This is a genomic window from Mesorhizobium sp. GW821-FHT04C10 (assembly GCF_059420305.1).
Genome location: NZ_JBWKTL010000001.1, coordinates 6,048,187 through 6,075,088, shown reverse-complemented (window position 1 = coordinate 6,075,088; position 26,902 = coordinate 6,048,187). Strand labels below are relative to the sequence as shown.

Below are 26,902 nucleotides of genomic sequence, written 5' to 3'. Positions count from 1 at the left end.
CTGTTACCTTTCATCCTTCTGAGCCGTCTTCTTGGCATCGGGAACGCCGGCGAGGAGCCGGAATTCCTTCAGCCCCGACGGGGCGAGATCTTCCATCAGTTCAACGAAATCCATGTGCACCATCCGGCGCACACGCCGGGCCAGATGCGGTATGGGGCTCGACGGTTCGGTGCGGTCATAGAAGGCGACAACGAGGTCGAGGCACTTCACCACGTCGTCGCGCGAGGAGATCCGGTCGGGAAGCCCCGTGCTCGAGTCCGCGTAGCTTGCCGCACTTGCCATAGTCTCGGCTCCATGACCGTTTCGAGCAGGTGTTGCCGGTTCTGCCGGGATGGGCGGCTTGGCCACGCCATTCGCCACCGCACCCGCTGCCGAGTTCCGTTCGAGGGTCGTCAGCAAACGCTGCAGAAATCGTTTTAATTCCGGAACAGGGGCGCCGCCGCCCTCGAGGCGGGCGCCGAGCGCGGTCTCGACCGCGTCAAGGGCTGCGATCGCAGCCCGGGCATCGGCGACCAGCGAGATCATCTCCGCACCGGCCTGATCCATTTGTGCCGCACATCCGGCACGCACCCGGTTCAACAATTGTCCGTGCGCGCTGACCAGTGCCGCCTTTTCCGCCGTATTCAAGCCGGAGGCGGCTTCCTGGAGCATGACACGGTCGTCGAGCGCGCTTTGTTCCAGGTCGCGTCCGCTGATCGGCCCGATCGAGCGCCGCGCAAAGAAAATCATCTGCCTAAGGTTCGCCAACAACCCGCCCTGACTATTCTGGAGGTCGAGCAGCGCGTTGATGCGGCGCAAGGCGGCATCGCGAGGCGAAGCGTTGGGCCGCAGTGCCGGATGCATGGTTTCCCAATGCTGGTCGAAGGTCTGCGCAATCAGGGTCAGCCCCTGCGCTAGCCCGGCCAGCCCTTCTTCATTGGCCAGTGCGCGGGTGACGATGACCAGCAGCCGCAGGTCGCGGCCATGCGCACGCAGTTCCCCCGCCTTCGCCAGCACGGCGGACCAGTCGACCGGAATGGTGCTTTGCGACGTGGGCTTGTTGTTGCCGTCGTGGACGACCTTGATCTCGGGTTCGGTCAGGCGCTCCAGCTCGTGAAAAGCCGGGTCGTTGCGCAAGTCTTCCCCTGACGGATTTCCACCGTCAAGCGGACTAAGCCAGAGTGCGACATCAATCACACAAACCCCCAGCGACCAGCCTCAAGCCATACGTGACGCAACGTTATCACACGGTTGCACTTTACCACAATTCAACGAGCGCTCAAAAATTAACAGAAGCTAAACGCGATCGCCTCACAAGCGCAGAAATCCACGGCGTGGTTGCCTTGGCCGCATGCGAACCGTATCGCGCAGAGGCATGCGGCGACGTGGCTGTTTGCAGTCAATGGTGCGGGACTTTCAACAAATGGAAAGGAGCCGGCTAAACCGGGCACCGGGACATCGGTCCATGACGCGCTTTGTCAAGTGACGTCTTATGTGGCAGTTTATCGGCTGGCAGACTGCAGGAGCACGTTCGATGGAACAGCGCCGGTCATCGCAGACTTTCAAGCGCAAGGAACTGGTCGGCAAGCTCAATCCTGTCGGCGTCCGCGCCTTCAAGGCTGCCGCCGATGCCGCCAAACTGCGCGGCAATCCCTATGTCGAACTGGTCCATTTCATCGAGCAACTGGTGCTTTCCGACCGCTCCGATGTGCAGATGATCATCGCCGATGCGGGCGTGGATGCGAGCCGGCTCACGGCCGACATGACCCGCGCCGTCGACAAGCTGCCTTATGGCGCCACATCGATCGAGGAATTCTCCGACCACATCTTCCATGCCATCCAGGAGGCCTGGAACCTGGCAACGCTCGAGTTCGGCGTCGAGGAAGTCCGCAGCGCACATATCCTGCTTGCCTGCCTGAAGACGCCGGTGCTGGAAGGCCTGCTGTCGAAGATCAGCGGCGAGTTCGACAAGATCGACGCCGACGCGGTCATCGCGCGGTTCGCCGATGTCGTGGAGGGTTCGCTCGAAGCCGGTGCCTCGACCATGGTCTCCGCTCCAGAAGCGCCGCGGCGGGGGCCGGGTGGGGATTCAGCGCTGGCGAAATACGCCACGGACCTGACCCAGCGCGCCCGCGACGGCAAGATCGATCCGGTCGTCGGCCGCGATCCGGAAATCCGGCAGATCGTCGATATCCTGATGCGGCGCCGGCAGAACAACCCGATCCTGACCGGCGAGGCCGGTGTCGGCAAGACCGCGGTGGTCGAGGGCTTTGCCTTGCGTGTCGCCGCGGACGACGTGCCGCCCACACTGCAAGGCGTCAGCGTGCGCATGCTCGACGTCGGATTGATGCAGGCGGGCGCCAGCGTGAAGGGCGAATTCGAAAAACGGCTGAAGGCTGTCATCGACGAGGTTCAGTCGTCCGAGACGCCGGTCATCCTGTTCATCGACGAGGCCCACACGCTGATCGGCGCCGGCGGCGCGGCTGGAACAGGCGACGCGGCCAATCTCTTGAAACCGGCGCTGGCGCGCGGTGAACTTCGCACGATCGCGGCGACGACCTGGGCCGAATACAAACAGCACATCGAGAAAGACCCTGCGCTGACCCGCCGTTTCCAGGTGGTCAAGATCGACGAGCCGTCGGAGGCGGTGGCCGTACTCATGTTGCGCGGCGTGGCCGGCGTTCTGGAGAAGCATCATGAGGTGCAGATGCTCGATGAGGCGATCGAGGCGGCGGTCGGCCTGTCGCATCGCTACATCCCGGCACGGCAACTACCGGACAAGGCGGTGAGCCTTCTCGACACCGCTTGTGCCCGTGTCGCCATATCGCAGCACGCCACGCCGGCCGAGGTCGAGGACATCATGCGCCGCCGCCAGGCGCTGGAGGTCGAGCGCGGCATCATCGGTCGCGAGGCCGCCATCGGCATCGAGGTGGCCGAGCGCCAGGCGCGGGTTGAAGCCGGGTTAGCCGAAACCGAGACCACGCTGGCTGCCGCCGAGGGGCGCTGGGAGCGTGAAAAGGCGCTGGTTGCGGAGATACTCGAATTGCGCGCGCGGCTGCGCGGTGAGGGCGTGCCGCTCGATGCGGAGGCGACCGCTGAGGTCGACACTGAAACGGCAGTGACGGACGCAGAAAAGACCAAGGTGCCCAAGACTGAGCCGCCCAAGGCCGAAACGACGATGACGGAAACGGCGAAGACCAAGGCAGCCAAGGCCAAGGCGGAGGTGCCGGCGGTTGCCGATCCTGCGCCGCCGGATCCTGCGGCCGACCTTGCCCGGTTGCGCGAACTGATGGCCGAACTGGCTACGGCGCAGGGCGAGGCGCCGCTGATCCTGCCCTCGGTCGACCGCAACGCCGTGGCCGCCGTGGTCCAGGACTGGACGGGAATCCCGACCGGACGGATGCTGTCCAGCCAGACCGAAAAGGCGCTCAAGCTCGCCACCACGCTTTCGGAGCGGGTCGTCGGCCAGGACCACGCCATGGAGATGATCGCCAAACGCGTGCAGACCAGCCGCGCCGGGCTCGGCGCACCGGAAAAGCCGGTCGGCGTGTTCCTGCTCTGCGGTCCTTCGGGCGTCGGCAAGACCGAAACCGCGCTGGCGCTGGCCGAAACCCTCTATGGCGGCGAACAGAACCTGATCTCGATCAACATGTCCGAGTTCCAGGAGGCGCACACCGTCTCGACACTCAAGGGCGCGCCACCCGGCTATGTCGGTTACGGCAAGGGCGGTATCCTGACCGAGGCCGTGCGTAGAAAACCCTATTCGGTGATCCTGCTCGACGAGGTCGAGAAGGCGCATCCCGACGTGCACGAGATCTTCTTCCAGGTTTTCGACAAGGGCATGATGGACGACAGCGAGGGGCGCCGGATCGATTTCAAGAACACGCTGATCCTGCTCACCTCCAATGTCGGCTCGGAGGTCATCATGGAGCGGACCCGGAACGGCACGATACGGGCCGGGCTTGACGATCTGGACATCGCCTTGCGTAGCCCGCTGCTGAAGGTCTTCCCGGCCGCCTTCCTCGGCCGGGTGGTGACCATTCCCTATTACCCGCTCTCGGACGGGATGATCGAAGCCATCACCCGTCACCAGTTTGCCAAGATCGCTCGCCGGCTGCGCACGACCAACGATGCGGAACTGGTGATCGGCGACGGTGTCATGGATCTGGTCAAGGCCCGCTGCACCGAGATCGAATCCGGCGGACGGATGATCGATGCCATCCTGACCAACACGCTGCTGCCGGAACTGAGCCGCGGCGTGCTCAACCGGTCGCTCGCGGGCGAAAAAATGACAAAGGTCACCGTTGGCGCCTCCAAGGAAGGTTTCACCTATTCCTTCGAGTAGCTTCGGGCGAACGTCGATCAAGCAAGGCTTGCCACGGGGCGCAGCCGCTTGGGGCATGGGATATCCCGGCAATCATCCCCCCAGAACGTGCTGGATTCTCTTGAGAATCGGACCGATCGGGCGCTCCTGGTCGACGGAACTCTCTTGATGGCCGGCGATGCCTCCCGGGCGGCGGGACATGATTCACGCTCGTTTCACGCCAACGTTGCGATACACGGATCGTCAAACGCGAGCTTTGCAGGAGCAAGCGATGCCAGATCCGAAGACATACCTGTTCGATTTGCCGGCCGCGGGTAGGCCGGCGCCATTTGCGATCCCAGAGGTGCTCTATCCAGGCGTTCAGGATTACTGGGCGCGCTCGACGTCGTTGCGGCGTTTCGATCCGATCCTCGGCATCAACGCGGTGGTCATTCATGCGACTGCCGGCGGCAGCTCGGCAAGGGCAATGTCGGTGATGCAGGCCGGCAGCGGCAGTTTCCACTGGCTGGTTCCCGATGAGAACGAAAGCCAGCACGGAAACATTGTCTGGGCGTGTGCGCCGGAATCGCGGGCGGCCTGGCATGTGGGAAACGACAAGAGCCATCCGCGGGTCAATGGCGGCGCCAAGCGCGTCAACCACTGGAGCCTTGGCATTGAAGTCGTCAACAGCCAGGTCGCGGACCCATTCTCAAGCTGGCAGGTCGAAGTGACGGCGAGGATTGTCCGCTATTGCTGGGCAAAATACCCGAACCTCAAGACCATCGTTTCGCATGCCGCGCTCGATCCGGCCGGCCGGCCCGATCCAGGCATGAACTTCGACTGGAACCGTTTTCGCCAGCTCGTCATATCGCCTCCCGGCACGGAATCCGTATCGTCGATGATTGCCGGCGTGACCCCGATGGGCAAACTTGCACCAACTGATGTCCGGACTTGTTGCACCGGGTGATCGGTAGGCTTCAACTATGCATCTCAAGTCGGCCGGGGGGCTGGCGGCGGGACGGATTTTGGGCCTCCCAACATAATCCGTCCCGCCCTTGGGCCAGGCCGTTTGGCCGGGGGCGCAAGATATGGCCGGCCTGGTATCGCCGACCGCGTGCGAATGGAATAGTCTTTGACGAAAAGGGCTGGCGATGAGACACGGCGAATATGCGACATATGAAACCCTGGTAAATCACCGCCGCGCGCTCAACGCGATGGCGAGGACTGCCGGAGGTCCCACCGTCGAAGCGGCAGGTGCGGACGCGGGCGACGCTCTTCGGCGCCGGCTCCTGTTTCCCGATCTCGCCGAAAAGCCGATAGGCCTCATGCCGGCTGGAGAAGATGGCTCCATGACGGAGAGAACCCAGGCGGCGCTCACCGACATCTCGAACTGCATGCTCGGTCCCATCGATTCCCCCGACCTCAGCGACAATCCCGCTGCTTATACCTATTTCGGCCAGTTCACGTTTCACGACATCGTCTTTAGCCGCATATTTGGCATGCCGGGCGATCGTGCCGGGTTCACCTTGAGAAATGCCGTCTCGGGCAGTCTCGATCTGTCGGGCCTTTATGGACGAGGCCTGATTGTGGACTCGCACCTCTATGACTCGGCATCGGAAAGCGACACCACTCTTTGTCGATTTCCGATCGGCCTGCCCGGAGTCAGCGACAAGCAGGTCAAACTTCCCGTCGATGGTGCGGTCGAAAGGGCGCGAGACGTCCCGCGCGTCGACGCCTCCAGCGGTTTTTTGAGCGTGTGCGGACGAAAGGCGCCTTACCGTCCTCTGATCGGCGACCCCAGGAACGACGACAATCTCATTCTCTCCCAGCTGCAATGCTCGTTGATGCAGGTGCACAACCGTCTCGTCGATTTGCTGATGGCGCGCCGCGCTGTACCGCCGCAGACCGCCTTCGATCAGGCGCGGCTTTACCTGACCGGTGTCTATCGCCGCGTGGTCGTTGACGACTATCTCAGGCGAATTCTGGCCCCGGCAGTCTGGGCGCACTTCTTCGATGGCGAGGAGTTTCGCGGCCCCGGCGTCGCATCGCTGAAGCCGCTGGCGGACTTGCCGATGGAGTTCACATTTGGCGCCTCGCGGTTTGCGCATTCGATGGTCCGCGACCGCTACGCCCTCAACAAGGCATTCGAAGAAGAAGCCGGCACCTTGCGCGAAATCCTGGCATTTTCGAGCCAGCGCCCGAACGGTGACGTTCCGGTCCGTGTGAATTGGGCCGTTGACTGGAGCCGTTTCATCGAGCCGGGCGACGCGGCAAAGGCACTGAAGGCACGCCGTATCAGTCCGTTTCTCAACTACGAGATGGCGGTGGTTCAGCACGCCGCCGACTTCGACGGGACACCTCGGTCCATCGCCTTCATGGATTGTTGGCGCTGTTACGATCTCGGCATCGCATCAGGCCAGACGATTGCCGGCGCCGTCGCTGCGGCGCTTTCCGCGGATGTGCCTGTACTTTCCGGCGCTGCCATGCTGCCCACGCAAAGCTGCAGGAAACGCTACAGCTTCCAGGCTGGCGTGCTTGAGAAGACGCTGCTGGCCCATCCGCAGTTCCTGACCGAAACACCTCTGTCCTATTACATCATGCAGGAAGCCGCAGTGCTCGGAGATGACGGCAACCGGCTGGGACCGACCGGCTCGTTCATCGTCGCGGCCACCGTCGCCGCTGCACTGTTCAATGCCGGGGACAGCGAAATCCAGGTGCCGCTGTCCCTATCATCGGCCGAACCCGGCAATCTGGCGGGGCTATTGGGGCTGGCCGACGACAGGCTGGTTTCAGACGACGAGCTCTACGAATACTTCAAGCGGTACGCTAACCTGGACATGCCGGGGCGGGCCTATCGAAGAACCGGCAACGTCGCAACCTGAAGAAATGGAGAGGGGTCATGGCCAAATTCGAGAATGTGCAGTTCGAAGCGTTGGGAGCCTTTATTCGAGAAGCCATAAAGGATCCCGCCACCATGGAGATATTCAGACACGGCACACAGAACGAGAAGAAAGACCTGCTCAGAGGGTTCATGAACCCGCGCGGCAAAACCTGGGACGAGATCGAGATCATCGCGCATTTCGATGAAGAGAACGTCGTCAACATTGCCTTTCCTTTCACCGGGGACGTCGAGGAGACCGTGCGGACGATCGCGCCCGAGGTCGGCCCCGGAGAGGACTATCCTTTCCCGGCGCACTACAAATTCGACCCTAATGCAGGCTCGACGGTCGAGGAGAAGAAGGCAAACCGGCTCCGGGGCTACCGTTGCCGGCTTGGCGACTATGTTATGTCGCGCTGCAGATAAGATGCGCCCGGCTTCGGCCGCGTCATGCCAGCCGTGAGGCGCGGTCGATGCCTTCGCTCAGTCTCGCGCGATCGGCATCCAGGCGGATCGGGAAGACGTTCTTGAACCAGTCGATCGCACTTCGCCGGGTCGGGCGCTCGCCATTGTGCCATGCGGTCGTGATACCCTTCAGAAATATCCTGAAGTCGGTGGCGGCTTTCGCGTCATCGCCCATGAAGGCATGGGCGGCAGCCGACCAGCCTCGGATATCGGGAAACAGGCCGTCGCTTTTCTCGACAGCCTCGACGCAGCCCTGCAGGTCGCCCGCCAGGAATGCAACGGTCGCATGGTAACCATGGTAGTGCGGCTCATGCAGCGGGTTGAGCTCGAACGACCGTCGCGACAGGTCGACCGCTCGCTGATGATTTCCGATGAACGCACTGAAAAGCGAATAGGCGATAAGGGTCGCCGGATTGGCGGCGTTGAGGTCGTGCGCCAGTCCGAAATGAAATTCCGCCAGTTCCCAGCGCCGCGCCAGGAGGTGGCTCCAGGCCAGGTTGACCTGGTTGCGGTGATCGAGAGGATCGAGCGCGACCGCCTTCTTGGCGAGGTCGAATGCACGGTCGAGGTCGGCACTTTCGACTGGATAGCCGGGCAGCACGATCCACCGCGAATTCAGGATCACAGCCAGGCTCGAATAGGCGCAAGCCAGGCTAGGGTCCTGGCGAATGGCTTCTTCGTAACGCGCGATCGCGACGGCGTCGGTGTCTTTGCGCCACAGCGTCGAAAGCCGCTGTCCGTCGAGCCAGTTGTCATAGGCCGAGATGTAGTTTGGCGACTGTTCGTCGATGCGATGGAGGCGCGTGGTGGAAATCACCAACTGGAGGCGTGAAGCAACCCGCGCGCAGATTTCATTGAAGACGGGTCTCCATGCCGCCGGTTCTCGAGGCGCGGTGGTGGAGAACTGCAACACGCCCGTTGCGATCGTGCGGCATGAAATATCGAAATGCGGTTCGTCCTCGTCATCGGTCGCGGTTATGATCACGGCAAGGTCGGCGGTTTCCCCCACGGCGGCACGAAGCGTCTCGACAGACCCCGATCGGATCGTGTCGCGATCAAGCTCGGTGTGGATTGCGGTCCAATGCCTGAACCGCGAGAGGGTGGCGGACAGTTCACTGACCAGAGCGAACTGAATGTGCGCGTCGGCGCTCCTGTGTTTTTCCGTGACGAGCACGATCGTCGGCCTTTCGACGAGCTGCCGCGGCGCGGCAGGGTCGAAGGCGGCTCGCGGCTGCGCATCCGCCCCGTCCTGGGCCGCTGTCTTGAACCGCTCCAGTTGCTGGATGATTTCGCGTGGCGGAGCGAGATCGAGTTCCGACCTCAGGTCGCTGACATAGCGTTCGAAGAAAACGCGGGCCCTGGCATAGCCGCCTTCCCGATGCAGCGCCCCCAGCATACTGACGACCGCCGATTCATGGAAAGGATCGAGGCGCAAGATGCAGCCGGCGATCGCCTTACGTTCCGCCAGGCTCGAATTTGCCTCGTTGAGCGATTTCGACAGTTGATGGGTCAGACCATCCGACCACTGGGTCGAAATCATCCCGATCCAGTTGTCGAATACCGGATCGCAATCTTGAAGCCCGATGCAAAGTGATCTGTCGCTTCGTGCCAGGATGCCGTCGACAGTCGGGAAATCCCGGTCCCTGAGCGCATGGCGCAGAGCCGCGAGATCCGTTCGCAGGACATTGGGGTCGATCCCGACCGAGAGCTTGTCGAGGACCAGAAACTGCACCCCCGTCTTGAGTTCGATCTGCTTCAGATCGCGGATGGATTGCCTCAGCGAGGCGCGTGCGTGTTCTTCATCGCTGTCGCTCCACAGCAGCGCGGACAAACGCCCGCGTGTTTCGCGCGTCTGTTCGGATAAAATGAGATAGGCCAGGATCGCGCCGGCCTTGCGTTTGTCGAGAGCATAAACCTTGTCGAGGCTGCGTATCTCGAAATTGCCGACGAGTTTGATCTCGAGGCTTTTCCTGGAAGAGCCTCTTTCTCTCTGCCTGTGGATCATGGTTACTGACATGATCGACCCAAACGCCCTCTGATCATTTAATACCAGAACCGGGCGGACGTTAAGCGAAGATCGAAGAATGCGGCTAGAAAAAGGTCATTGGGAAGTGCTCTGCGCACAGCCGCATTCCGCTGTCGGCTCTTCAAACGCGGTGCTCGACAAGGTGCCCGATACAATAAGGCAGGATCTTCGGCTCGCGGGATTGGAACTCCGGCCGGAGATGGATGTCGAGGCTTCCGATCGCCTGCGTCTGTACAGCTTCGCCGCCCGTCACGGCCTGATTGTCGATCTCTTCGAGATACCGGGCGGCATTCTGGCAGCGGCGAACCTCGGTCTGGCGTGGAGCGGCGGTATCCGCCGGTTGACTGTGAGCGGAAAGGGATACAGCCGGTCACAGGCCCTGTTGGGATGCCTTGGCGAAGCCGTGGAAATCAGCAGTTGGATGTATCAGGCCTTGGATGAGAGCAAGCTTGTAGCGGCCGACCAGGCCAGCGATATCATCTCGGCCGAGGCGGTACTGGGTTTTTCCAGGCGCCAGATACAGCAGCGCCGCCGTCTCAACCGCATGTGGGAAGGCTGGGATGCGATCCCCCCGCCCGGGCAACTGTACAATCCCGACCGGTTGGCCCGCGTGCGCGATTTCGTGGGCTCGCGCACCGCGATGTGCCCCGCATTTCTTTGCTTCGGTGGCTTTGGCGAAGCCGTCCATGGAGACGACAGCCTGAACGCCGATTCCAATGGCTGCGCCGCCGGAAGCACGATCGACGCCGCTATGTCGCGCGCCGTGCTGGAACTCGTTGAGCGCGATGCAACCGGCATATGGTGGTGGCGGGGCTGCCGGCGTCGGCGCTTTGCGCCCACCGGGGATGATGCTTCCCTGTCAGCGGCCCTGAAGGAGCACGCCGTCGAAACCGGGCGGCGTGTCTGGTTCCTCGACATTTCAACCTTTCACAGCGCGCATGTGGCAGCCGCTATATCGTGCGAGGGGGACGGCCGGCGCGTGGCGGTCGGATTTGCGGCGGCCTTCGATTTGCAGGCGGCGGCCAAGGCCGCGTTCCTCGAGATGATCCAGACCGAGCTGGCGTTCGATGCCCATGAGATGCGGGTCGCAACAAACGGCGATGCGCCGATGCCTGCCGTGGACCGTCGCGTCGCGGCCTGGCTGGAGCACGCAAATCTCGACACAATGGGCTTTTTGAGCGGCTCCGATCCGCGCTCGGCAACGCAGACAGGCCAAGCAGGGATGCTGTCGCGCCTGATGGAAGAGATAAACACCGCAAGCGGCGGCAATGTATGGTTCGCGGACTTGCAGCGGCCCGCATTCGAGGTCCCCGTGGTCAAGGCGATCTGCGTCGGTCTCGCACACTTCAAGCCGCGGCCAGGGTGTGAGCGGCTCTGGATGTTGCCTCAACAGCGGGGTTGGCAGGCAACTTACGGACGCCGCGATTTTGAGCGGCTGATGCCTCTCTTCGTCTGAGGTTTGGGCTCCGCCTGGGGTTGATTTCACGCTGAGTTCACGGTGCTCCTCCCAAATTGCCGCGACAGGTAGGGGGAGGGGTGCGGTGATGAAGACCCGATACAGTTCGACCGACGTCAAATCCGGCGCGACGACAAGGGCGCCGGAAACCGTGGCGGCTCGCAAGATTGGCGAGAAGCGTTGCGCGGACGCGGTGGGTATCCGGTCACCCGCCGCAGGTTGGCGCAAGGCCCTTGCGTACGTTCTTCCGGTTCTTATCATATCGACCCAGCAGGCGGTCGCGCAGGGCAACGACATCCCGAATGCTTCCAACATCCTCACCGAATTGATGAAGGTGTTTCTGATCGCCGCGGTGTTCGAGCAGGCGTTCGCTGCAATCTTCAACTGGCGGCTCTATCAGGAGTTTTTTTCGGCGCGAGCGGTCAAGACGTTGGTGATGCTGGTTATCGCGGCTCTGTTCGTCGGCCTCTCCGGATACGATCCCGTCAGCAAGATCATCGGCTTTGCCACCGGCGTCCAGCAGGTGCCGGCGACCATGCCGACAACGGTGCTGACCACCGTCCTGTCGGCATTGATCATCGCAGGCGGAAGCGCCGGCGTGAACACCTTGCTGGTCAACCTTGGCTTGCGCACGCCTTCCGCTGCCGCCGAAGCGCCCAAGCCGCAAACCGGTTCGGCGTGGTTTTCAGTGCGGGTGGTCGCTTCGAGAAGCGCCCCGCGGGTCGACTATGTCGTTGGCCTGGCCTTGGCTGACCAAGCAATGGCCGGGGATCCCGTGCTTGGCGTGCTGGCCACGCGCAGTGTGGGGGAGAGATTGAAGCGGGTCTTTTCGCGCGATCCGATGCGTTACCCGTCGAGCGGCGGCTACACCGTGCCAACGGGCAAGCCCTACGCGATCACGCTGTCGCAAGTCGTGCAGGATCCTCCGCCGACAAAGGGCGAAAAAGTCATCAAGACCACGCTCAAGCCGATCTGGAGTTGGACCGGGTCGTTTGCCGACAGGGCGATAGCGGACTTCGAAATCACGCTCGAGCGGAATGCCGGCGTCGACTTGAACGCGGGAGGATAACGACATGTATCGTCAATTCCTGAAGGCAGCCGCCGACGCAACCGATGACCCGGATTCGAAAGCGCTCGCACCGGACATCATCCGTTTCACGCTCGAATACGGCGCGCCGCCCGATCTTCCGGCGGAACGCGCGAAGCTGGCGGGACTGATCGGCAGCGAGCGCTTTGCTTTCTTCCCTTTGCCGCCGGGTGAAGATCCGCTCGTCCACATCTTGCAGTTTCCCAATGTGCGGCGCGAGCAATCGGCGGGGTTCCTCTTCGAGGTCGCGCAGAATCTCATCGATGACTGCGGCCTGCGTTCCTGCGTTCCCGATGTCGATCCGGGCTGGATTGCCGATGACGAGCTTAACCGCAACGCACCGGAATCGGTGGGCGGTATCGTCTGGACGCTATGCAAGTCGAGCGCTCCGGTTCCCTCGACCATCCGCTGGGCGATCTCGGCGGTGCGGGCCGACCGGGCATGGGCCAGGTTCGGCACCACCGGCCAGGGGATTCTCGTCGGCCAGCCCGATACGGGCGTCGCCGATCATCGCGAACTGGATGGTGCGCTCGATCTGGCAAAAGGCACGGACATTCTGGCCGGCGGCGGCCTTCCGATCGACCCACTCTCCTCGTCGATGTCTTCGCCGGGCCATGGTACGGCGACATCGAGTACGGTCGTGAGCCGTCCCTCTCTGGCGATCGTCGGTGCAGCCCCCGGAGCGACGCTGGTCCCAATCCGTTGCGTCAATTCGGTCGTGATCGGCAGTGGCGCCGCCGTCGCGGCCGCCGTTGACCATGCCCGCCTGGCGAAATGCCACGTCATCACGATGAGCCTTGGCGGGCCGATCGAAGGCGCGGATTTGCGGCGGGCTATAGAAAGGGCCGTCAAGGCGAATATGATCGTTGTGGCCGCGGCCGGCAATTGCATACCAACCGTCGTCTATCCCGCCTGGGACCGCAATGTCATCGCCGTGGCTGGTGTCGACCTCAACGATCGACCTTGGAAGGGGACATCCAGCGGCCCCAAGGTCGACATTTCGGCTCCGGGCGAGAATGTCTATGTGGCGCGGCGGAACCGGCCCATGGATGCCGACAAATCGGTTGTCGAGCCAGGCCAGGGGACATCCTTTGCCGTGGCCCTAACTGCCGGGTGCGCGGCACTTTGGCTGGCCAGGCACTCCCCTGCCGCGGTCAAGGCCGAGGCGGCCAGGCGCGGTGTGAACATCCAGGAACTGTTTCGCGCCGCCGTCAGGAAATCGGCGCGCAAACCCGCGAACTGGCCCGGCAGGTCCATGGGCGCCGGTGTGGTCGATGCGGAACAACTGCTGGCATTGCCGCTTTCCGACATCCCGGCTGCCGTTCCCGTGGAAAGCGCACATCCCGGCCAACCGATCCTCGAGGCGACGTCCAACCCGCAACGCTTCGTCACGGAGGCAGGCTTTCTGGCGCTTGATCGGCGCCAGCGCGTGGACCCCAAACGTGTTGGGGCACTCGAAAGCGCGGTTGCACCGCGCCCCAGCCGGGCCCTGGCAGCAGCCATCGGTCCGTCTGGCGCCGCGGCCGTGCTGCTCGACCGCACTACCTTGCCGGGACCATCGGGACCACTCACCGCTTTCGTCGGCCCACGCACGCCGTCAGGGGCTTCGCGGCCGCGTCGAGGCTCCGCCTCCGAAAGCGCGGTGCCGCCGCCCATCACCGCGCAGACGATGCTTGCCCGTTCCGGAAAACAGGAGATGCTCGACCGTATCGAGAAGGTCCTGAGCAGCCGCGGCGCGCGGGCGGGCACAACCGAATCCGCCCGCGCAGCCGGCCGCGTGATCATGACTCATGCCGAAGGCGTCGTCGACGCCTGGGCGAAGGGCAGGAGTATCGATGCCGGATCGGTCGGGGCCGTAAGGGCGACGGCGGAAGCGATCGTGCGGCTGACCGATCGTCCCGCGCTCCGGGTCGTGGCCGGGATGGTCGATCCCAAGGATCCGCAGCTGGAGTTCTGGGCCGGCGATCTGGGGCCGCCGAGAAAGGTTCTCAAGCCGCTCATCGATGCGGTTGGCCGCATCGACATCGACGAGGCCGGCAGCCATTCGCATGTCGGCACCGGCACGGTAATCGCCAAGGGCCTGGTGATGACCAACCGGCACGTCATCGAGGCGTTTTCCGAGCCGGTTCCGTCTTCTGGCGGACCACGCCGGTTTGTGCTCAACGCGCCGGTGTCCATCTGCTTTGACGAGGCTGCAATCGACGAAAAGCGCCGCTTCCTGGTCAAGAGCGTGCTGACGGCGGGGCCTTGGCAGATCGGCCAGTTCGCCGATATCGGCAAGCTGGACATCGCCATCCTCGAAGTGGAAACCACGAACGCCGCTGGCGCCGGCCTGCCGGAGCCAGCCCCTTCGGGGCCGCTTTTCATGGAATCGGCCGAGCAGTCCAAGTTCATCGCTGTCGGGTACCCGGCAAAGCCCAACCTGTCGGCGGCCATCGACCCGGACACCGGCGAGGTCTCGACCGATATATGGGACCGTTTCTGGGAGCTGTTCGGCGACGAGTATGGCACCAAATATGTCAGTCCCGGTCAGATCGTCAACAAGCCGGGAGAGATGGTCGGGGACCAGCACCGCTGGGCCGTGAGCCATGACGGCACCACCCTTGCTGGCAACTCGGGCGCTCCCCTTATCAGCTTGCGCAATCCTTATGGCATAGGCGGCCTGCACTTTGGCGGGCAGACGCTGCGGCAGAACCTCGCCCACGATCTGGCCAGCATTCGCCATGCCGTCGACGGCGATGCACAACTGCTCGACCTGAAGGCCTTTGGAAATTTTTTCAACGCCGGGTGATGTCCTCGGCTTTTTTTCGATTGGAGAACTCATGTCTGCGACTGAACTTGTGACCGTAAGGATGGACCGGCGACCGCAGCTTCGCGATATGCGGCGCCTGCGCGGGCCGGGGGCCGGGGCAGCTCTCGAAACGCACATTCGCAGCGAGGGTGCCATGGCCGAGCGCGCGGCGCGACCGCGCACGTCGTCGCCTCAGTCCTTTGCTGGCCGTACCGGCTTCGATCGGACTTTCCTGACCAGATTCCCGATCGACCTGCCCAAGCCGACCGGCCAGCGATCCCGCGACATAACGCCGGTTGGCGGCGATGCCAGCGGCCGGCTCGATTATTGCAACTTTTCCGTCGTCATGTGCGCGTCGCGGCGCATGGCCATGTTCACTGCCGTCAATATCGAGGGCGCCCGCTCCATTTCGATTGGGCGCGAGGACGACAAATGGGCGCTCGACGGGCGCCTACCGGCCGAAGCGCAGCTCGGTGAGGACCTCTACACCGGCAATCGCCTCGACAGAGGACACCTCGTCAGGCGCGAGGATCCCAATTGGGGCGCCAACGCCTTCGTCGCCAATGCGGACACGTTTCACTTCACGAACTGTGCGCCGCAGATGGACATCGTCAATCAGAAGACCTGGCTCGGACTTGAGAACTACATCCTGCAGAATGCGCGGGCCTGGGCCGAGCGGTGTTCCGTGTTCACCGGACCCGTCTTCGGCGCCACTGATCTTCGCTACCGCGATGCGCTCATTCCGAAAGCTTTCTGGAAAGTGGTGTCGTTCATCTCCGATGACGGCCGCCCGTCGGCGACGGCCTATGTGGTTGAGCAGGAAAGGGAGCTCAGTGAGCTGGAGGCGGCGTTCGGCGCCTACAAAACCTACCAGCGCAGCGTCAAATATGTCGAAGGGCTTTCCGGCCTCTCTTTCGGCTCGCTCGCCAATTTCGACGGGTTTTCCAACGAGGAAGAGATCGAAGGCGGCCTGTCCATTTCGTCGGAGATCAGGGTGCTGGGCGATGTGCGCGTCTAAAGCGCTTTCGCGGGGAGCATAGCGCAAGGCAAGGGGGATGGCATGAAGAAGAAGTTGGAAATGGTGGTGCTTCGCAGCCGCGTGCCACGTGCTCCTGATGCCGTGGTCGAAAGCCTGGCGACCCGGGATCCGCAATTGATCTCGGCCAGGCGCGTGCGTCCGTTCGCCCGCGGCATCGAGGATATCGACGTCGAGCTGGACACAATGAGCGCTGACGATCACCGGCGTATTTCCGCCGACCCGACGGTGCTGTCGATCACGCCGCGGATGCCGGTCATGCTCATTCGAGCCTTCCCTTCGGCCAAACCCGAGCCGAAAACCATTCCTGTCATCAGCTGGGGCGTTGAAGCCGTCGCAGCCTCGACGAGCCCGTTCGGTGGTGACGGCGTGACGGTGGCAGTGCTCGATACCGGCATAGACAAGGATCACGAGGCGTTTGCCGGTGTCGAATTGGTTCCCCGCAATTTCATCGGCGGCTCCCTCCAGGATGTGACGGACGAGGAAGGGCACGGGACCCACTGCGCCGGCACTATATTCGGGCGCGATGTCGACAATTGCCGGATCGGCGTTGCCAGGGGCGTCAAGCGGGCGCTGATCGGCAAGGTCCTGGGAAACGGGGGCGGTTCGTCCGAACAGATCGTAAAGGCGATCCAGTGGGCACAGTTCGAAGGCGCCCATGTCATCTCGATGTCGCTGGGCATGGATTTTCCCGGCTACCAGCAATTGTTGATGACCGAATACGGCTACAAGGCACAGCAGGCCACGTCGCTGGCGCTGGCGGGCTACCGGCTCAACACCAGGCTTTTCGACGAATTGTCACGCAGCATGGTCGGCCATGACGGTCTGATGGCCGGGTCGGTGGTCACGGCCGCCGCTGGCAATGAAAGTCACCGGCCCGACTATTCCATCATCGTGGCACCGCCGGCCACAGGTGAGCGTTTCATGTCCGTGGCGGCACTCGGCCGCAAGAAGGACAAGACATTTCGCGTCGCACCCTTCTCCAATGAAGGCGCGACGATCGCGGCGCCGGGGGAAGAGATCGTCTCGGCCCAGAAGGGCGGTGGTCTCGTCGCCATGAGCGGCACCAGTATGGCGGCTCCGCACGTTGCCGGGGTCGCCGCGCTATGGGCCGGCCGTCTCATGCAGGACAAACAATTCAGCGCCGCCAATGTCATCGACAAGATCAAACAGACGGCATCGGGTATGGGGCCGCTTTTCAGGCAGGAAGATGTCGGTTACGGCCTGGTCCAGGCGCCTCAAGCGAAATGAACAGGGCAATCTACACCATGTCTATTGTGGGTTTGCGCCGGGAAATCCTTGCAAGGCAAGATATCATTGCCCTGACGGCAGGTGTTTCCAGAGGCTCTCTCACAGCAAGAATTGTTCCCATAGTCAAATAGGCAGCGTCCGGGGGCGGTGCGTGGCGGAAAAAAAGGATCCCATAGTAGACCTTACCATGTTCGTCATGCGCCAGAGCGCGGATGGCGACGAAACGGGTACCGGCCTGCTGGTATCGAAGCGTCTGGTGATGACGGCGCTGCACGTGATCTGCCCATTTCATGAGGGCGCCGTCGTGCCGTCACATCATGAATTGCGGCTCTACGTCCGCTTCGAGATAGCATCCCGGTCGATCGCAGGAGGGCCCCGGCCTGCCGTGAAATTCTACCCGGCGCGGCTGGTGTGGCCGCCCGCCGGCTCGCTCGCATCGATCGATTCCGCCGATGTCGCGCTTCTGGCGCTGGACAATGACGGTCTGCGGGAAGGCGAGCCCCTGCCTGAAGACAGTGTCGACGCGGCGCAAGACCTGATCAAGAAGTACCAGCTTGAAGAAGCCACGAAACGCATTCGTCTTGGCGTGGCCGGGGACAGGCCGCCCCCTGTTAAATTCATGGCTTATCCCATCGCTGGGGATCTGGTCCTGAAGAACGTGCTGAAGGCCATCGGCCAGGCGGGGATTCCAGCGGCGATACCCTTTGGCGGCACGATAGAGCAGGTTGAGCCAACGGCCGCCGGCCTCATTTTCCTGAACCTGCCTCAAGTCTGGTTGCCGACCCCGGAATTGCCGCATCCCTATGCGGGGGCGTCCGGCGCGGCCGTCTACCGGATGGACGATGCCACGGGATGTGCCGAGGTCTATGGCGTACTCAACCGCGTGCTGTCGGAGCACGCCGCGCAGGGTCTGCTGACCATTGCACCGGTTCCCAAGCCCGATCCTGCACAGGCCGATGCCGGATTCTGGGCGTTTGTGCCCAAGGCGTCCGCTTCCGCCGTCGAGGAGAATCCTTTCCAGCGGGCGCGGGAAGTCATTCATCGCCTCGACCGCACGGGACCGGTGAAGATCTATCTCGACGGGTTTCGAACCAAGCGTCCGCGCAGCTACCTTTATGTCTTCGTCACAACGTACTGGGACGGTCCGGATGCGCTTTGCAGACGGTTGCAGGAAGTAAGCACCGAGAACGACGAGCCGTTCTTCGACATCAGCACCTTCGCCTCCGCGCCTCCGTCCATAACCATCAAGGACATGAACGGCGCCGAGGAATGCGCCCGTCTGCTCGCCGAACTCGCCAAGAATATCGGGGCACGGGCGCCGGGCGAGAATCCGGCGCAGCCGTCCATCGCCGACAGGCTGGCCAGCGGCGCCAGCCCGCGCCTGCTGCTGTTCGATGTCGTCGACAACAGGCTGTTCGATGAAGACACCGGCGAGCCCCTGGAAGGGGCCATCGCCACGCTGCGGCAACTGATGCAGGAAATTACCGGCTGGGCGAAACAAGGCCCGGTCCCGCCGTCCGGAATTTCGTTCGAACGGGGCAATCCTCTCGTCACGGTCTTGACCATCTATGTATCGTCGCGGGAGGCCGGGCAGGCGTTCAAACAGGCCAAAGGCCTGGTCGAACGCGCCATTTCCCTGTTCCAGAAGTGCCCGCCGCCCGAAGGCATGCACAGTGAAATCTGCACCAAGCCGCTGGACGAAATTTCGTTCACGGACTTCCGCGACTGGTGCACGCAGCAGTTCCGTGCGGCCAACGTCTTCGACATGCTCGGCAACGCGATGGACCCACCGTTCACCGGTGGCGAGTTGCGGTTCAATTTCATCCAGAAGAGCCTCAGCGCTCTGAAATAGGACAGGAGACCGGTATGACCCGCCTCGTTCTCAATGGCGATCTTCTTGCTGAAAGGCTCGACGGCACTTCTTTCGGCGGCCGCGCCACCGGCGCCAAGAAGCGGCCATATCTGCCCGACGACAGCCTGACGACAGCCGCCGCCCTGGCGGTCCTGTTGGGACAGCCCTTGCTGTTGAGCGGCCTGCCGGGTGTCGGCAAGACCGGGGCGGCCTACCACATCGCCTCCAGCCTGTTCGGTGAGGGCCAGGAGCCGATCCGCGTCACCGTAACCACACAAACCACGGGCCGCGACCTCCTCTACAAGTTCGACCTTTTGACCCGTTTTCACGACAGGGATCTGCCGCTGCGACGCCTGTTGCGTTTCGAGGCGCTCGGGCGCGCCATCGTGACCGCCTGCGGCGGCAGCGCGCTGGTGCTGGACGCGGCCACGGATCAGCCGGTCACCGAGCCATCGCGCATTGCGGCAATCGTCGGCGACGTGGCGCGGGAGCCGGGGCCGCTGCTGCTGCGCGACCTTTTTCAGCCGGCGGAATGTCCGCCGGACAAACCCCGGCCCAGCGTCGTGCTGATCGACGAGATCGACAAGGCTCCGCGCGATACGCCCAACGATCTGCTCGAGAGTTTCGAGGCGATGCGCTTCACCATCGATGAGCTCGGCCTGAAGATCGGCGCCAAGGATGCCGCCGGGGACGACACAGAGCGTCGCCGCTCGCGGCCGGTGATCGTTGCCACCACGAATGCGGAAAACAATTTGCCGGACGCCTTTCTGCGGCGTTGCGTGTTTCACGAAATCGCCATGCCTGACGAGGCGCAGCTGAAGCGGATTGTTTCCGAGCATCTGAGGACCATCGACAAGCTCGACGACGGCAAGGCCAGTGACTTGGCTAATGCGGCCTTCGCCGTCGGCGACCAGGTGGCCAACCGGATCAAGGGTTCGTCGCGCCCTCCAGGTACCGCCGAATACATCGCGCTTGCGCGTGCAGTCCATGTCTCGCCGATCAGCGCCGCCGAATTCCTGGCGGCCATGGACAGCAACGTCAAGGCGCCCCCGCTCGATCTGATCAAGGCCCTGCTTGGCGTCCTGGTGAAGACGGCTGACGATCTCGGCAAGGCGCTCGACGTATTCCCGTCCCTGTCGCAAACACGATGACCGGCTCGCGCGAACCGAGCACGCCGCAATCCCACCCGCTTCAGGGGTATTGGGACGAGCTTGGCGGTCGCGGGGACATCGAGAACCTGCTGTCGGAACTGGCCGGCATCGCCGGCGTTGCGCTTGGCGTAGACCGGGTGACGAGGTTGGGCGTTGCACTGGCGGTGCTTGCGGGCCGCGAAGTGCGTTTCGCATCGGCGACCGAAGCCGCCGATGTGATGATGCCTCTGCTCACGGTCAACGGCGAAGCGCAACTGGCAGGGCGTGCCGCCATAGCGACTTTCTGGGATCGGCAGCAATCGGGCCCGCCCATACGCGATCAAGAAAAGCAGGTTTTGGCCGTGCCGTGGCAGGAACGGCTCTACAAGCTGCGCTATCGCAGTTTGCTTGTCGCGACGCTGATCGCAATCCTGGTCCTCGCCGTGGGCTATGTTGTTTTCAAGGTGCCGCATGCGGCGGTTGAAATCACGCCGAAGCCGCCCTCTGTCCAGCCGCCGCCGCCTTCGCGGCAGGCATCCGCAACCTTCTGGCCGTGGTTGGCGGAACTCTTCATGCAGGACCTCCTGCATCGTCTGTTTGCCGTTCTTGCGGTGCTGTGCTTTGCCGCGCTCTGGTGGGGCTATGCCGGCAAGCGGCGCGACGAGCGTCTTGCTCGTGACAGGAAAGACGGCACCGTGGCCTCGACAATGTCGCCGGAAGCCAGCGAGATTCTGTTTCCCACCGCGGTGGTGCGGCGGGCTGGCCGCCTGTTGCGTCGGCCGGTTCGTGTCTCCGGCCACCGCATCGACATACGCCGCAGCGTCGCAGCGTCGATCGAGGCCGCCGGCTACCCGACTCTGGAAACGGGCGTGGAACCGCGTGCTCCCGATTGCCTCATGCTGATCGAACGCCTCGGCAATGACGACCACCTGGCGGCTCTTGCCGACGCGTTGGCCAAACGGTTGCGCGATGGTGGCGCGGATCTGCTGCGCTACGAATTCCGGGTCTTTCCTGACGTGCTCGAAGCCGTCGGGCGCCGTTTTGGCGGCCAGCCGGTGGTTTCGCTCGCCGCCCTCTCCCGCCGCCACCCGGGAGCCCGGGTCGTCGTCGTCGGCACGGGGCGCGGCTTTTTCGAGCCTTATGAACAGAACAAGCTGCGGCGCGGCAAACCCTTCTTCGGCGAGCCCGAGGAACTGCCATGGGTCGACTATCGTGACGCCGACCGACAACTACGGCAGCTGCCGCGCGCCCTTCCGGCCTTTCGCGAGCCCCCGATCCTGATGACGCCGTCTCCGCCCGATCGTTGGGGGCCGGCCGAGCGCGCCTTGCAGGAGGCCGGCTTCGCCGTCATCAGCCTGGGCCTGGCCGAGGACTCGAACGCCGGTCTGGAAAGCGCGGTCGAAGCTATTGTCACAAGCAAGCGGTCGCAGGCCGTCGATCGTGGCGTGATGGCGCAAGCGACTCCCGGCTATGATCCACTGCTGCTGGAACTTGATCGTGGCGACTTCGCGAGCGACATACCGCCCGTCGACGATGCCTTCCGCGACCGGCTGGCGCGGCGCGTCACCGCCTATGCCTGCGCCCGCATAGGCGAGCCGGAGGAAGGCGAACTGCCTGACGACCCCTACCAGCAGGACGATTTCGCGTTGCGGGCGGGAGCCGGGCTGGCGGCGCTCGCCTTGTTTCCCAGGCTGGATCCCAATTTCACGCCGGCGCTGTGGCGGCAGGCGACTGGGCAGGCGCCGAGTGCTGCCCGGCTTGCACGACTTGCCCGGCTGCCCTGGTTCCGGGTGGGACGCATGCCGGACTGGTTCCGCTCCGACCTCGCCAGGTGCTTCCAGCGCCAGACCGAGCGGTTTGCCAGGCAGGATCTCTGGAAGAAACTCCGCACGGATCTCACCGTTTTTGCCAATCTGTGCCTGGTCAGGTCGTCGGCCGCATTCGGTACCCAGGTCTATCGCCCATCGACGACTGCCGAGAAATTGCTGTCGCAGATGCGCGAGCTGCGAAAAGGCGCCGATCCTGCTTCTCGGGCACTGGTCGAAGAACGATTGTTCCTGACCTTCGTCGAGAGCGGCGAGGTGGCTGATGCGGATCTCGCCGTGCACATCCCCGCGCCGGACCGGCTTACGCCGGCAATGCGCCTTTCGCTGTTGGGTTTCGGCATTGCCGCGATCGTTGCGGCCGCGTTCGCGCCCTGGGGCCTGAGAGCAGCATATTCATGGGCGGCGGCGAGGTTCGATCTCAATCGCGACCAGCCTACCACCCAGGTGTACATGCTGCTCGCCTGCCTGCCGATCCTGGCAGTAGGGATCGGTCTATCGTTCAGGGACATTTTTCGGATAAGAAATTATCCGAGAACCACATACGCATACGGATTTTATGTCTGCGTATTGCTGGTTGAGATGGTGTGTCACACCATTCAGTACGCAGCGGTTTCGTCGATAAGGTCCGGTGGAGACGCATTCGACATAATTCAATACGCAATTTTCTATGGATCATTTCTTGGTGTGGCAGCACTTTTGCCGAGACTCATTTTCGAATCGCCAGCGGAGGTGGAGTTTCCCGAGGCAGGTAAGGTAAATTCGATCTCCATCAGGTTTTCGATAGCCGTTTCTTTGTTCTTCGCTCTCCTTCCCATATCCTTGAACAATTTTTTCGACGAATTTGCCGCTTTTATTCCTGCGGCTATCATGTCGTTTTTGTTTGCCTTTTCGGCAGGATCCAATGTCTCAAGATCAAGGGTGACGTTTGGTGCATTCATCCTGTTCTGGCAGATAACGATATTTTTCCTTTTCACTGACATCGCCAATTCAATCATCTACAAGTTTCCCGACAGATATTATGAATATTACAAGATTCCAGTCTATATCGCGATTTGCCTTCCTCTGATCGGAACCGCTCCCTTTGTTGGCGAAAATTCTATAAATCTGAAACGCGTCCTCTTCGTCTTCGGATCCACCACGTCGGCGGCCTTCGTTTCACTGCTGTATTATCGAACGTTTGCCTCGACTGCGGCCTTGTCGATCCTGGGTCTCCTGGCGAGCGCCATTGTGCTCGGTTGGTACCTCGTTTTGAGGAACCGGCGTATCGGGCTTCGTCTGGCGATATATGCCTTGAGGTTCTTGACACTCGGTGCGACCGGGCGATTTGGGTCCGCCTGGGTCAGCCTGTTCCTCAAGGCCATTCTCGGCGGCACCGTCGTTGCCTTTGTCGCCAATGCTGTCGTTGCTCTCCTGCTTTTGCGAACCGGCATAGTGTCCACCACGCAGCTGATACGGTTGCCGGGCTTGGCGTCGAAGGTTGACCCGCAACTGCCGGCACAGGCCGCCGCCGTGATTTCGCTCCTCCTGGCCAGCTATGCCCTCTGCCGTCTTACGATGAGGATCTATCGGGTAGCGAAGGCACCTGCCGCGGCCCTGGCACAAAGGCGGCAGCAATCGGCCGTTGCGCGATGGTTGGTGGTGCTTATCCTGTGGGCCGTCGCGATCCTGCCGCCGTCCCTGCACAACTGGCTCTCGACTGCCGACCTGATGAACATGGGGGCACTCAGCAAGCTTGGCGCGCAAGGCTTCGCCGCGATCGATTCGACAACAGCGGCGCTTACCTGGACCTTGCGGGTGCTGTTCTGGCTCGGCGGCTCGACATGGTCCTGGCTGGCCTACCTCGCCTTGCCGGTGGCATTCGGCCTTGGCCTGCGCAATGGTCCCGTTGCGGATCGGACGATCTTCATCGGCTTGCTGCCCTTCCTGCTGGCTGTGACCATCCTGCCAGTGTCGACGCCCGGCGGGGTCTGGATGGTTCCTCTCGTATTCCTGCTGCTGCGCCTGGCGCGGGAGCCCGCTCTGGCGCAGCGTCTGCTGCGCTTCGGCGGAAGTCTTGGCGGCCGGCCAGCCAATTCCTTTATCATCTTCGCGCTTATCTTCTGCCTAGTGCTGCTGCTGTCGCCCACTTTGACCAGCGGATCCGAGACCGGCGGCTTGACGGTGAGGATCGATCCGGATCTGGCGAGGGTGGCTGTCTTCGTGCTGATCGGTGCCATGCGATTGCCGCGCTGGCCCGTGCTCATCGCCCTTGGCCTGCACGTCGCTCTCGCCGGACTTCCCGTCGGCAAGCTCAGCCATGCTCTGGCTGACACCGGCATCGATCTTGGCCTTGGATTGTCCCCTGGCGAGGCGCTCGATCTGGTGCTCGCCTACTTTGCCGTGCCGATGGCCAGGAGGTTGTGGCGCGTGCCACTGGCCGCAAGTGCGATCCCTCTCGGCGCGATGATCGCGGCGGCAATCGTCCTGAGCTTCGGCAATGGTGGGGTATCCGTGGGCACGTTCATTCAACTGCCGACAGGAGTTCTGTACAAGCCGACGGGAACGACCGTAGCCATACTATCCCTCACGATCGGCCTGTTGAGCCCCCCTCGGGAGCGGATGCGGTTTCTTCTTCTTGTGGCCGGCTCGATCCTGGCTGCCGTCACTGCCCTGGCGCCGTTCTATGCGGCGTTGGCAAGCAGCGGCTCGTGGACCGGCGTCGTGTTCGTGACGCAGCCGGAGGCTCTGACATCGCCTCTCGCCGATCTGGTGGCATCAATGCCCGCCATGATGCTTGTCGCGGCATTTATCCGGTTCGGTCAAACCGCGTCGGATATGATGCTTGGCCGCCACGAGGAAAGCAGGTGGTTATTGTCGGGCGCGCTCGGCCGCCTGAGCGAAGCCATTTTTGGAAGCGTGCGGAAGGTGGTGGCCGGCCGGGAAGCTGTCTTCGGTTCAGAGAATGAGGCTGTCTCGAATCCCGCGAGCACCTCCAGGGAAGAAGCAGTGCGCCAATGACTGAGCTGACAACACCGGATCCCGATCGGCATAGCCTGCCGGCCACTTCATTTCCAAATCTCCTGGCCTTCCTGCTGGCCCTGCTGGGTCCTTGGGGGATCGCAACCGCCGTGGGGACGCTTGCTCTGGTGCTTCTTTGCTTTGGCCTCGGCGTGGCATGGCAAGCTTCTCCCAGGCTGCCCGCAAATCCTGCCAACGACATTGTCCCGCCTCCGATCGATGGCGCCGTCGGCTCGGACACGGCGCAACAGCCGTCGCCGGCCCCACCCCCGGCGCTCGGCGGCGAAAAAGGAAAGTAGGGTCAGGTCCTGCCGGACCAACTCTTTGTTTTGACGCAATTCCCCTGGGAAAACCGTTTCACGCTTTTCCTGGATTTTGCTCTAGTAATGTATCGGCCCGATGGCCCCGCCGCCGCAGGCGATCGCATCGCCGTTGATGGCTACGCTTCGCGGCGAGGCGAGGAATGTGACGACATCAGCGACTTCGGCCATATCGACGAGGCGGCCGATCGTGACGTTGGCGGCAAGTCGCCGTTCGATTTCCTCGGGCGAAACGCCCGCCGAAGCCGCGCGGGCGGCGACCAGGGGAGCGGTCTTTTCCGTGCGGGTCAGGCCAGGATGGACCACCGTCACGTTGATCCCCTTCGGGCCCAATTCGTCGGCGAGGTTCTTCGTCAGGGCAGAGACGGCAACATTGCGGATCGAGCCGATGATCGAGCCTGTCTGCCGGGCAGCGAGCCCGCTTACGTTGATGATCCGGCCCCAGCCGGCGGCGGCCATATGAGGCGCGGCCTCACGCGCCATACGCAGATAGCCCATCACCTTGACGTCAACGTCATCCCAGAACAGGTCGTCGGTGATCTCGGCCAGCTTGGGCGGTGGTGTCTGGCCGCCCGGCTTGGCTGCGGCGTTGACCAGGATGTCGAGGCGGCCGAGCGCCGCGATCGTCCCTGACACCAGCGCTTTGACCGAGCTGTCGTCCTGTGTGTCGACGCATAGTCCGACGATCTTGCGCCCGGTTTCGGCGGCCAGTTCGCGCTCGGCAATATCCAGATCGGCAGCGTTGCGGGCGGCGATGACAAGGTCCACGCCTTCCAGGGCCAATTGCCGGGCGATGGCGCGGCCAATTCCCTTGCTGCCGCCTGTGATCAGCGCGCGTTTGCCGTTCAGTTGCAGATCCATGGCTTGGTCCTCGGTTATGCGGGCGGCTTCTCCGCGGAAGCCGGATGTTGCCGCAAATTTGATCTGTGTTGGGAGCTTCGCTTCTTGCCTCAAACCGCCAGAAGCTTGCGGACGGCGCCGACGATCGCCTCGTCCTGCGGCTCCGTGTCGGAGCCGAAGCGGGCGACGACGACCCCCTTGCGGTCGACCAGAAACTTCTCAAAATTCCAGCTCACTTCACCGGCCGCGGGCGCGGCGCCTTTCCCGGCCAGCCGGGTCAGCAGCGTGCTGTCCGGCTTGAAGACAGCCTGTGGCCGCGCCTCGATCAACGCTTGATAGAGCGGATGCTTTCGCGGTCCCGTCACCGCGATCTTGGCCAACACCGGGAACTCGACACCATAGGTCAACCGGCAGAATTCCTGGATTTCCGCATCCGTGCCCGGTTCCTGCCCGGCGAAGTCATTGGCCGGAAAGCCGAGCACCACAAGGCCTTGGTCGCGATACGAGCGATAGAGAGCCTCCAGTCCGTCATACTGCTTGGTGAAGCCGCATTTGGAGGCGACGTTGACGATCAGCAAGACCTTGCCGGCATATTCGCCCAGGCTTGTGGTTGAGCCGTCGGCGCGGCTGAACGGAATATCGTGGATCGAGGCTGTCATAAGCAA

General features: G+C 62.9%; 17 protein-coding genes. 12 read left to right on the top strand and 5 right to left on the bottom strand.

Annotation, left to right across the window (positions count from 1 at the left end):
• Positions 1–3: 3 nt before the first annotated feature.
• On the bottom strand, positions 4–1,176 hold the full coding sequence (gene tssA, locus AC07UC_RS29445) for a type VI secretion system protein TssA (protein ID WP_494908306.1): 1,173 nt from the start codon (positions 1,174–1,176) through the stop codon (positions 4–6).
• 337 nt (positions 1,177–1,513) lie between these two features.
• Here tssA and tssH point away from each other — a divergent pair, with 337 nt between their 5' ends.
• From tssH to AC07UC_RS29425, 4 genes are all read left to right on the top strand, one after another.
• The gene (tssH, locus tag AC07UC_RS29440; protein ID WP_494908305.1) at positions 1,514–4,324 is read left to right on the top strand and encodes a type VI secretion system ATPase TssH; all 2,811 of its coding nucleotides are present in this window, start codon (positions 1,514–1,516) and stop codon (positions 4,322–4,324) included.
• Positions 4,325–4,574: 250 nt separating this feature from the next.
• A complete protein-coding gene (locus tag AC07UC_RS29435) occupies positions 4,575–5,249 on the top strand; it encodes an N-acetylmuramoyl-L-alanine amidase (protein ID WP_494908304.1) in 675 nt (224 codons plus the stop codon).
• Between the two features lie 382 nt (positions 5,250–5,631).
• Positions 5,632–7,164, top strand: coding sequence for a peroxidase family protein (locus tag AC07UC_RS29430; protein WP_494908303.1), 1,533 nt, complete (start codon positions 5,632–5,634; stop codon positions 7,162–7,164).
• A 17-nt stretch (positions 7,165–7,181) separates the two neighbouring features.
• Positions 7,182–7,586, top strand: coding sequence for a DM13 domain-containing protein (locus AC07UC_RS29425; RefSeq protein ID WP_140775198.1), 405 nt, complete (start codon positions 7,182–7,184; stop codon positions 7,584–7,586).
• 22 nt (positions 7,587–7,608) lie between these two features.
• Here AC07UC_RS29425 and AC07UC_RS29420 read toward each other — a convergent pair whose 3' ends face one another.
• The gene (locus AC07UC_RS29420) at positions 7,609–9,642 is read right to left on the bottom strand and encodes an AfsR/SARP family transcriptional regulator (RefSeq protein ID WP_494908302.1); all 2,034 of its coding nucleotides are present in this window, start codon (positions 9,640–9,642) and stop codon (positions 7,609–7,611) included.
• Between the two features lie 67 nt (positions 9,643–9,709).
• Between AC07UC_RS29420 and AC07UC_RS29415 the strand changes: the two genes are divergently transcribed.
• The 7 genes from AC07UC_RS29415 to AC07UC_RS29385 all read left to right on the top strand — a co-directional run bounded on the left by AC07UC_RS29415 (position 9,710) and on the right by AC07UC_RS29385 (position 20,275).
• Positions 9,710–11,107 (top strand): YcaO-like family protein, encoded by a 1,398-nt coding sequence (locus tag AC07UC_RS29415; RefSeq protein WP_494908301.1) that lies wholly within the window; start codon positions 9,710–9,712, stop codon positions 11,105–11,107.
• An 88-nt stretch (positions 11,108–11,195) separates the two neighbouring features.
• Complete coding sequence (locus AC07UC_RS29410; protein ID WP_494908300.1) at positions 11,196–12,176, top strand: hypothetical protein; 981 nt, start codon at positions 11,196–11,198, stop codon at positions 12,174–12,176.
• A 4-nt stretch (positions 12,177–12,180) separates the two neighbouring features.
• Positions 12,181–14,985, top strand: a complete 2,805-nt coding sequence (locus AC07UC_RS29405) for a S8 family serine peptidase (RefSeq protein ID WP_494908299.1) — start codon at positions 12,181–12,183, stop codon at positions 14,983–14,985.
• Positions 14,986–15,016: 31 nt separating this feature from the next.
• Positions 15,017–16,003, top strand: coding sequence for a DNA/RNA non-specific endonuclease (locus tag AC07UC_RS29400; protein ID WP_494908298.1), 987 nt, complete (start codon positions 15,017–15,019; stop codon positions 16,001–16,003).
• 42 nt (positions 16,004–16,045) lie between these two features.
• Positions 16,046–17,272 carry a S8 family peptidase gene (locus tag AC07UC_RS29395; protein ID WP_494908297.1) on the top strand — a complete coding sequence of 409 codons (1,227 nt, stop codon included), beginning with the start codon at positions 16,046–16,048 and terminating at the stop codon, positions 17,270–17,272.
• Complete coding sequence (locus tag AC07UC_RS29390) at positions 17,232–19,124, top strand: trypsin-like serine peptidase (protein WP_494908296.1); 1,893 nt, start codon at positions 17,232–17,234, stop codon at positions 19,122–19,124. Before AC07UC_RS29395 ends, AC07UC_RS29390 begins: the two co-directional genes overlap by 41 nt.
• Positions 19,125–19,138: 14 nt before the next feature.
• Positions 19,139–20,275: an AAA family ATPase gene (locus AC07UC_RS29385; RefSeq protein WP_494908295.1), complete on the top strand. Its 1,137-nt coding sequence runs from the start codon at positions 19,139–19,141 to the stop codon at positions 20,273–20,275.
• A 427-nt stretch (positions 20,276–20,702) separates the two neighbouring features.
• Here AC07UC_RS29385 and AC07UC_RS29380 read toward each other — a convergent pair whose 3' ends face one another.
• A complete protein-coding gene (locus tag AC07UC_RS29380) occupies positions 20,703–20,828 on the bottom strand; it encodes a hypothetical protein (RefSeq protein ID WP_494908294.1) in 126 nt (41 codons plus the stop codon).
• 751 nt (positions 20,829–21,579) lie between these two features.
• Between AC07UC_RS29380 and AC07UC_RS29375 the strand changes: the two genes are divergently transcribed.
• On the top strand, positions 21,580–25,077 hold the full coding sequence (locus tag AC07UC_RS29375) for a hypothetical protein (protein ID WP_494908293.1): 3,498 nt from the start codon (positions 21,580–21,582) through the stop codon (positions 25,075–25,077).
• 380 nt (positions 25,078–25,457) lie between these two features.
• Here the strand turns inward: AC07UC_RS29375 and AC07UC_RS29370 are convergent, their stop codons facing one another.
• Positions 25,458–26,258 carry an SDR family NAD(P)-dependent oxidoreductase gene (locus AC07UC_RS29370; RefSeq protein WP_494908292.1) on the bottom strand — a complete coding sequence of 267 codons (801 nt, stop codon included), beginning with the start codon at positions 26,256–26,258 and terminating at the stop codon, positions 25,458–25,460.
• An 89-nt stretch (positions 26,259–26,347) separates the two neighbouring features.
• Positions 26,348–26,896 (bottom strand): glutathione peroxidase, encoded by a 549-nt coding sequence (locus tag AC07UC_RS29365; RefSeq protein WP_494908291.1) that lies wholly within the window; start codon positions 26,894–26,896, stop codon positions 26,348–26,350.
• Positions 26,897–26,902 lie beyond the last annotated feature (6 nt).

Excerpts from the sequence above, each read along its gene's own strand:
- tssH (WP_494908305.1), top strand. The coding sequence starts at position 1,514 with ATGGAACAGCGCCGGTCATCGCAGACTTTCAAGCGCAAGGAACTGGTC.
- AC07UC_RS29435 (WP_494908304.1), top strand. The coding sequence starts at position 4,575 with ATGCCAGATCCGAAGACATACCTGTTCGATTTGCCGGCCGCGGGTAGG.
- AC07UC_RS29430 (WP_494908303.1), top strand. The coding sequence starts at position 5,632 with ATGACGGAGAGAACCCAGGCGGCGCTCACCGACATCTCGAACTGCATG.
- AC07UC_RS29425 (WP_140775198.1), top strand. The coding sequence starts at position 7,182 with ATGGCCAAATTCGAGAATGTGCAGTTCGAAGCGTTGGGAGCCTTTATT.
- AC07UC_RS29420 (WP_494908302.1), bottom strand. The coding sequence starts at position 9,642 with ATGTCAGTAACCATGATCCACAGGCAGAGAGAAAGAGGCTCTTCCAGG.
- AC07UC_RS29415 (WP_494908301.1), top strand. The coding sequence starts at position 9,710 with ATGCGGCTAGAAAAAGGTCATTGGGAAGTGCTCTGCGCACAGCCGCAT.
- AC07UC_RS29410 (WP_494908300.1), top strand. The coding sequence starts at position 11,196 with ATGAAGACCCGATACAGTTCGACCGACGTCAAATCCGGCGCGACGACA.
- AC07UC_RS29405 (WP_494908299.1), top strand. The coding sequence starts at position 12,181 with ATGTATCGTCAATTCCTGAAGGCAGCCGCCGACGCAACCGATGACCCG.
- AC07UC_RS29400 (WP_494908298.1), top strand. The coding sequence starts at position 15,017 with ATGTCTGCGACTGAACTTGTGACCGTAAGGATGGACCGGCGACCGCAG.
- AC07UC_RS29395 (WP_494908297.1), top strand. The coding sequence starts at position 16,046 with ATGAAGAAGAAGTTGGAAATGGTGGTGCTTCGCAGCCGCGTGCCACGT.
- AC07UC_RS29390 (WP_494908296.1), top strand. The coding sequence starts at position 17,232 with ATGTCGGTTACGGCCTGGTCCAGGCGCCTCAAGCGAAATGAACAGGGC.
- AC07UC_RS29385 (WP_494908295.1), top strand. The coding sequence starts at position 19,139 with ATGACCCGCCTCGTTCTCAATGGCGATCTTCTTGCTGAAAGGCTCGAC.
- AC07UC_RS29380 (WP_494908294.1), bottom strand. The coding sequence starts at position 20,828 with ATGAAGAGTTCCGCCAACCACGGCCAGAAGGTTGCGGATGCCTGCCGC.
- AC07UC_RS29370 (WP_494908292.1), bottom strand. The coding sequence starts at position 26,258 with ATGGATCTGCAACTGAACGGCAAACGCGCGCTGATCACAGGCGGCAGC.
- AC07UC_RS29365 (WP_494908291.1), bottom strand. The coding sequence starts at position 26,896 with ATGACAGCCTCGATCCACGATATTCCGTTCAGCCGCGCCGACGGCTCA.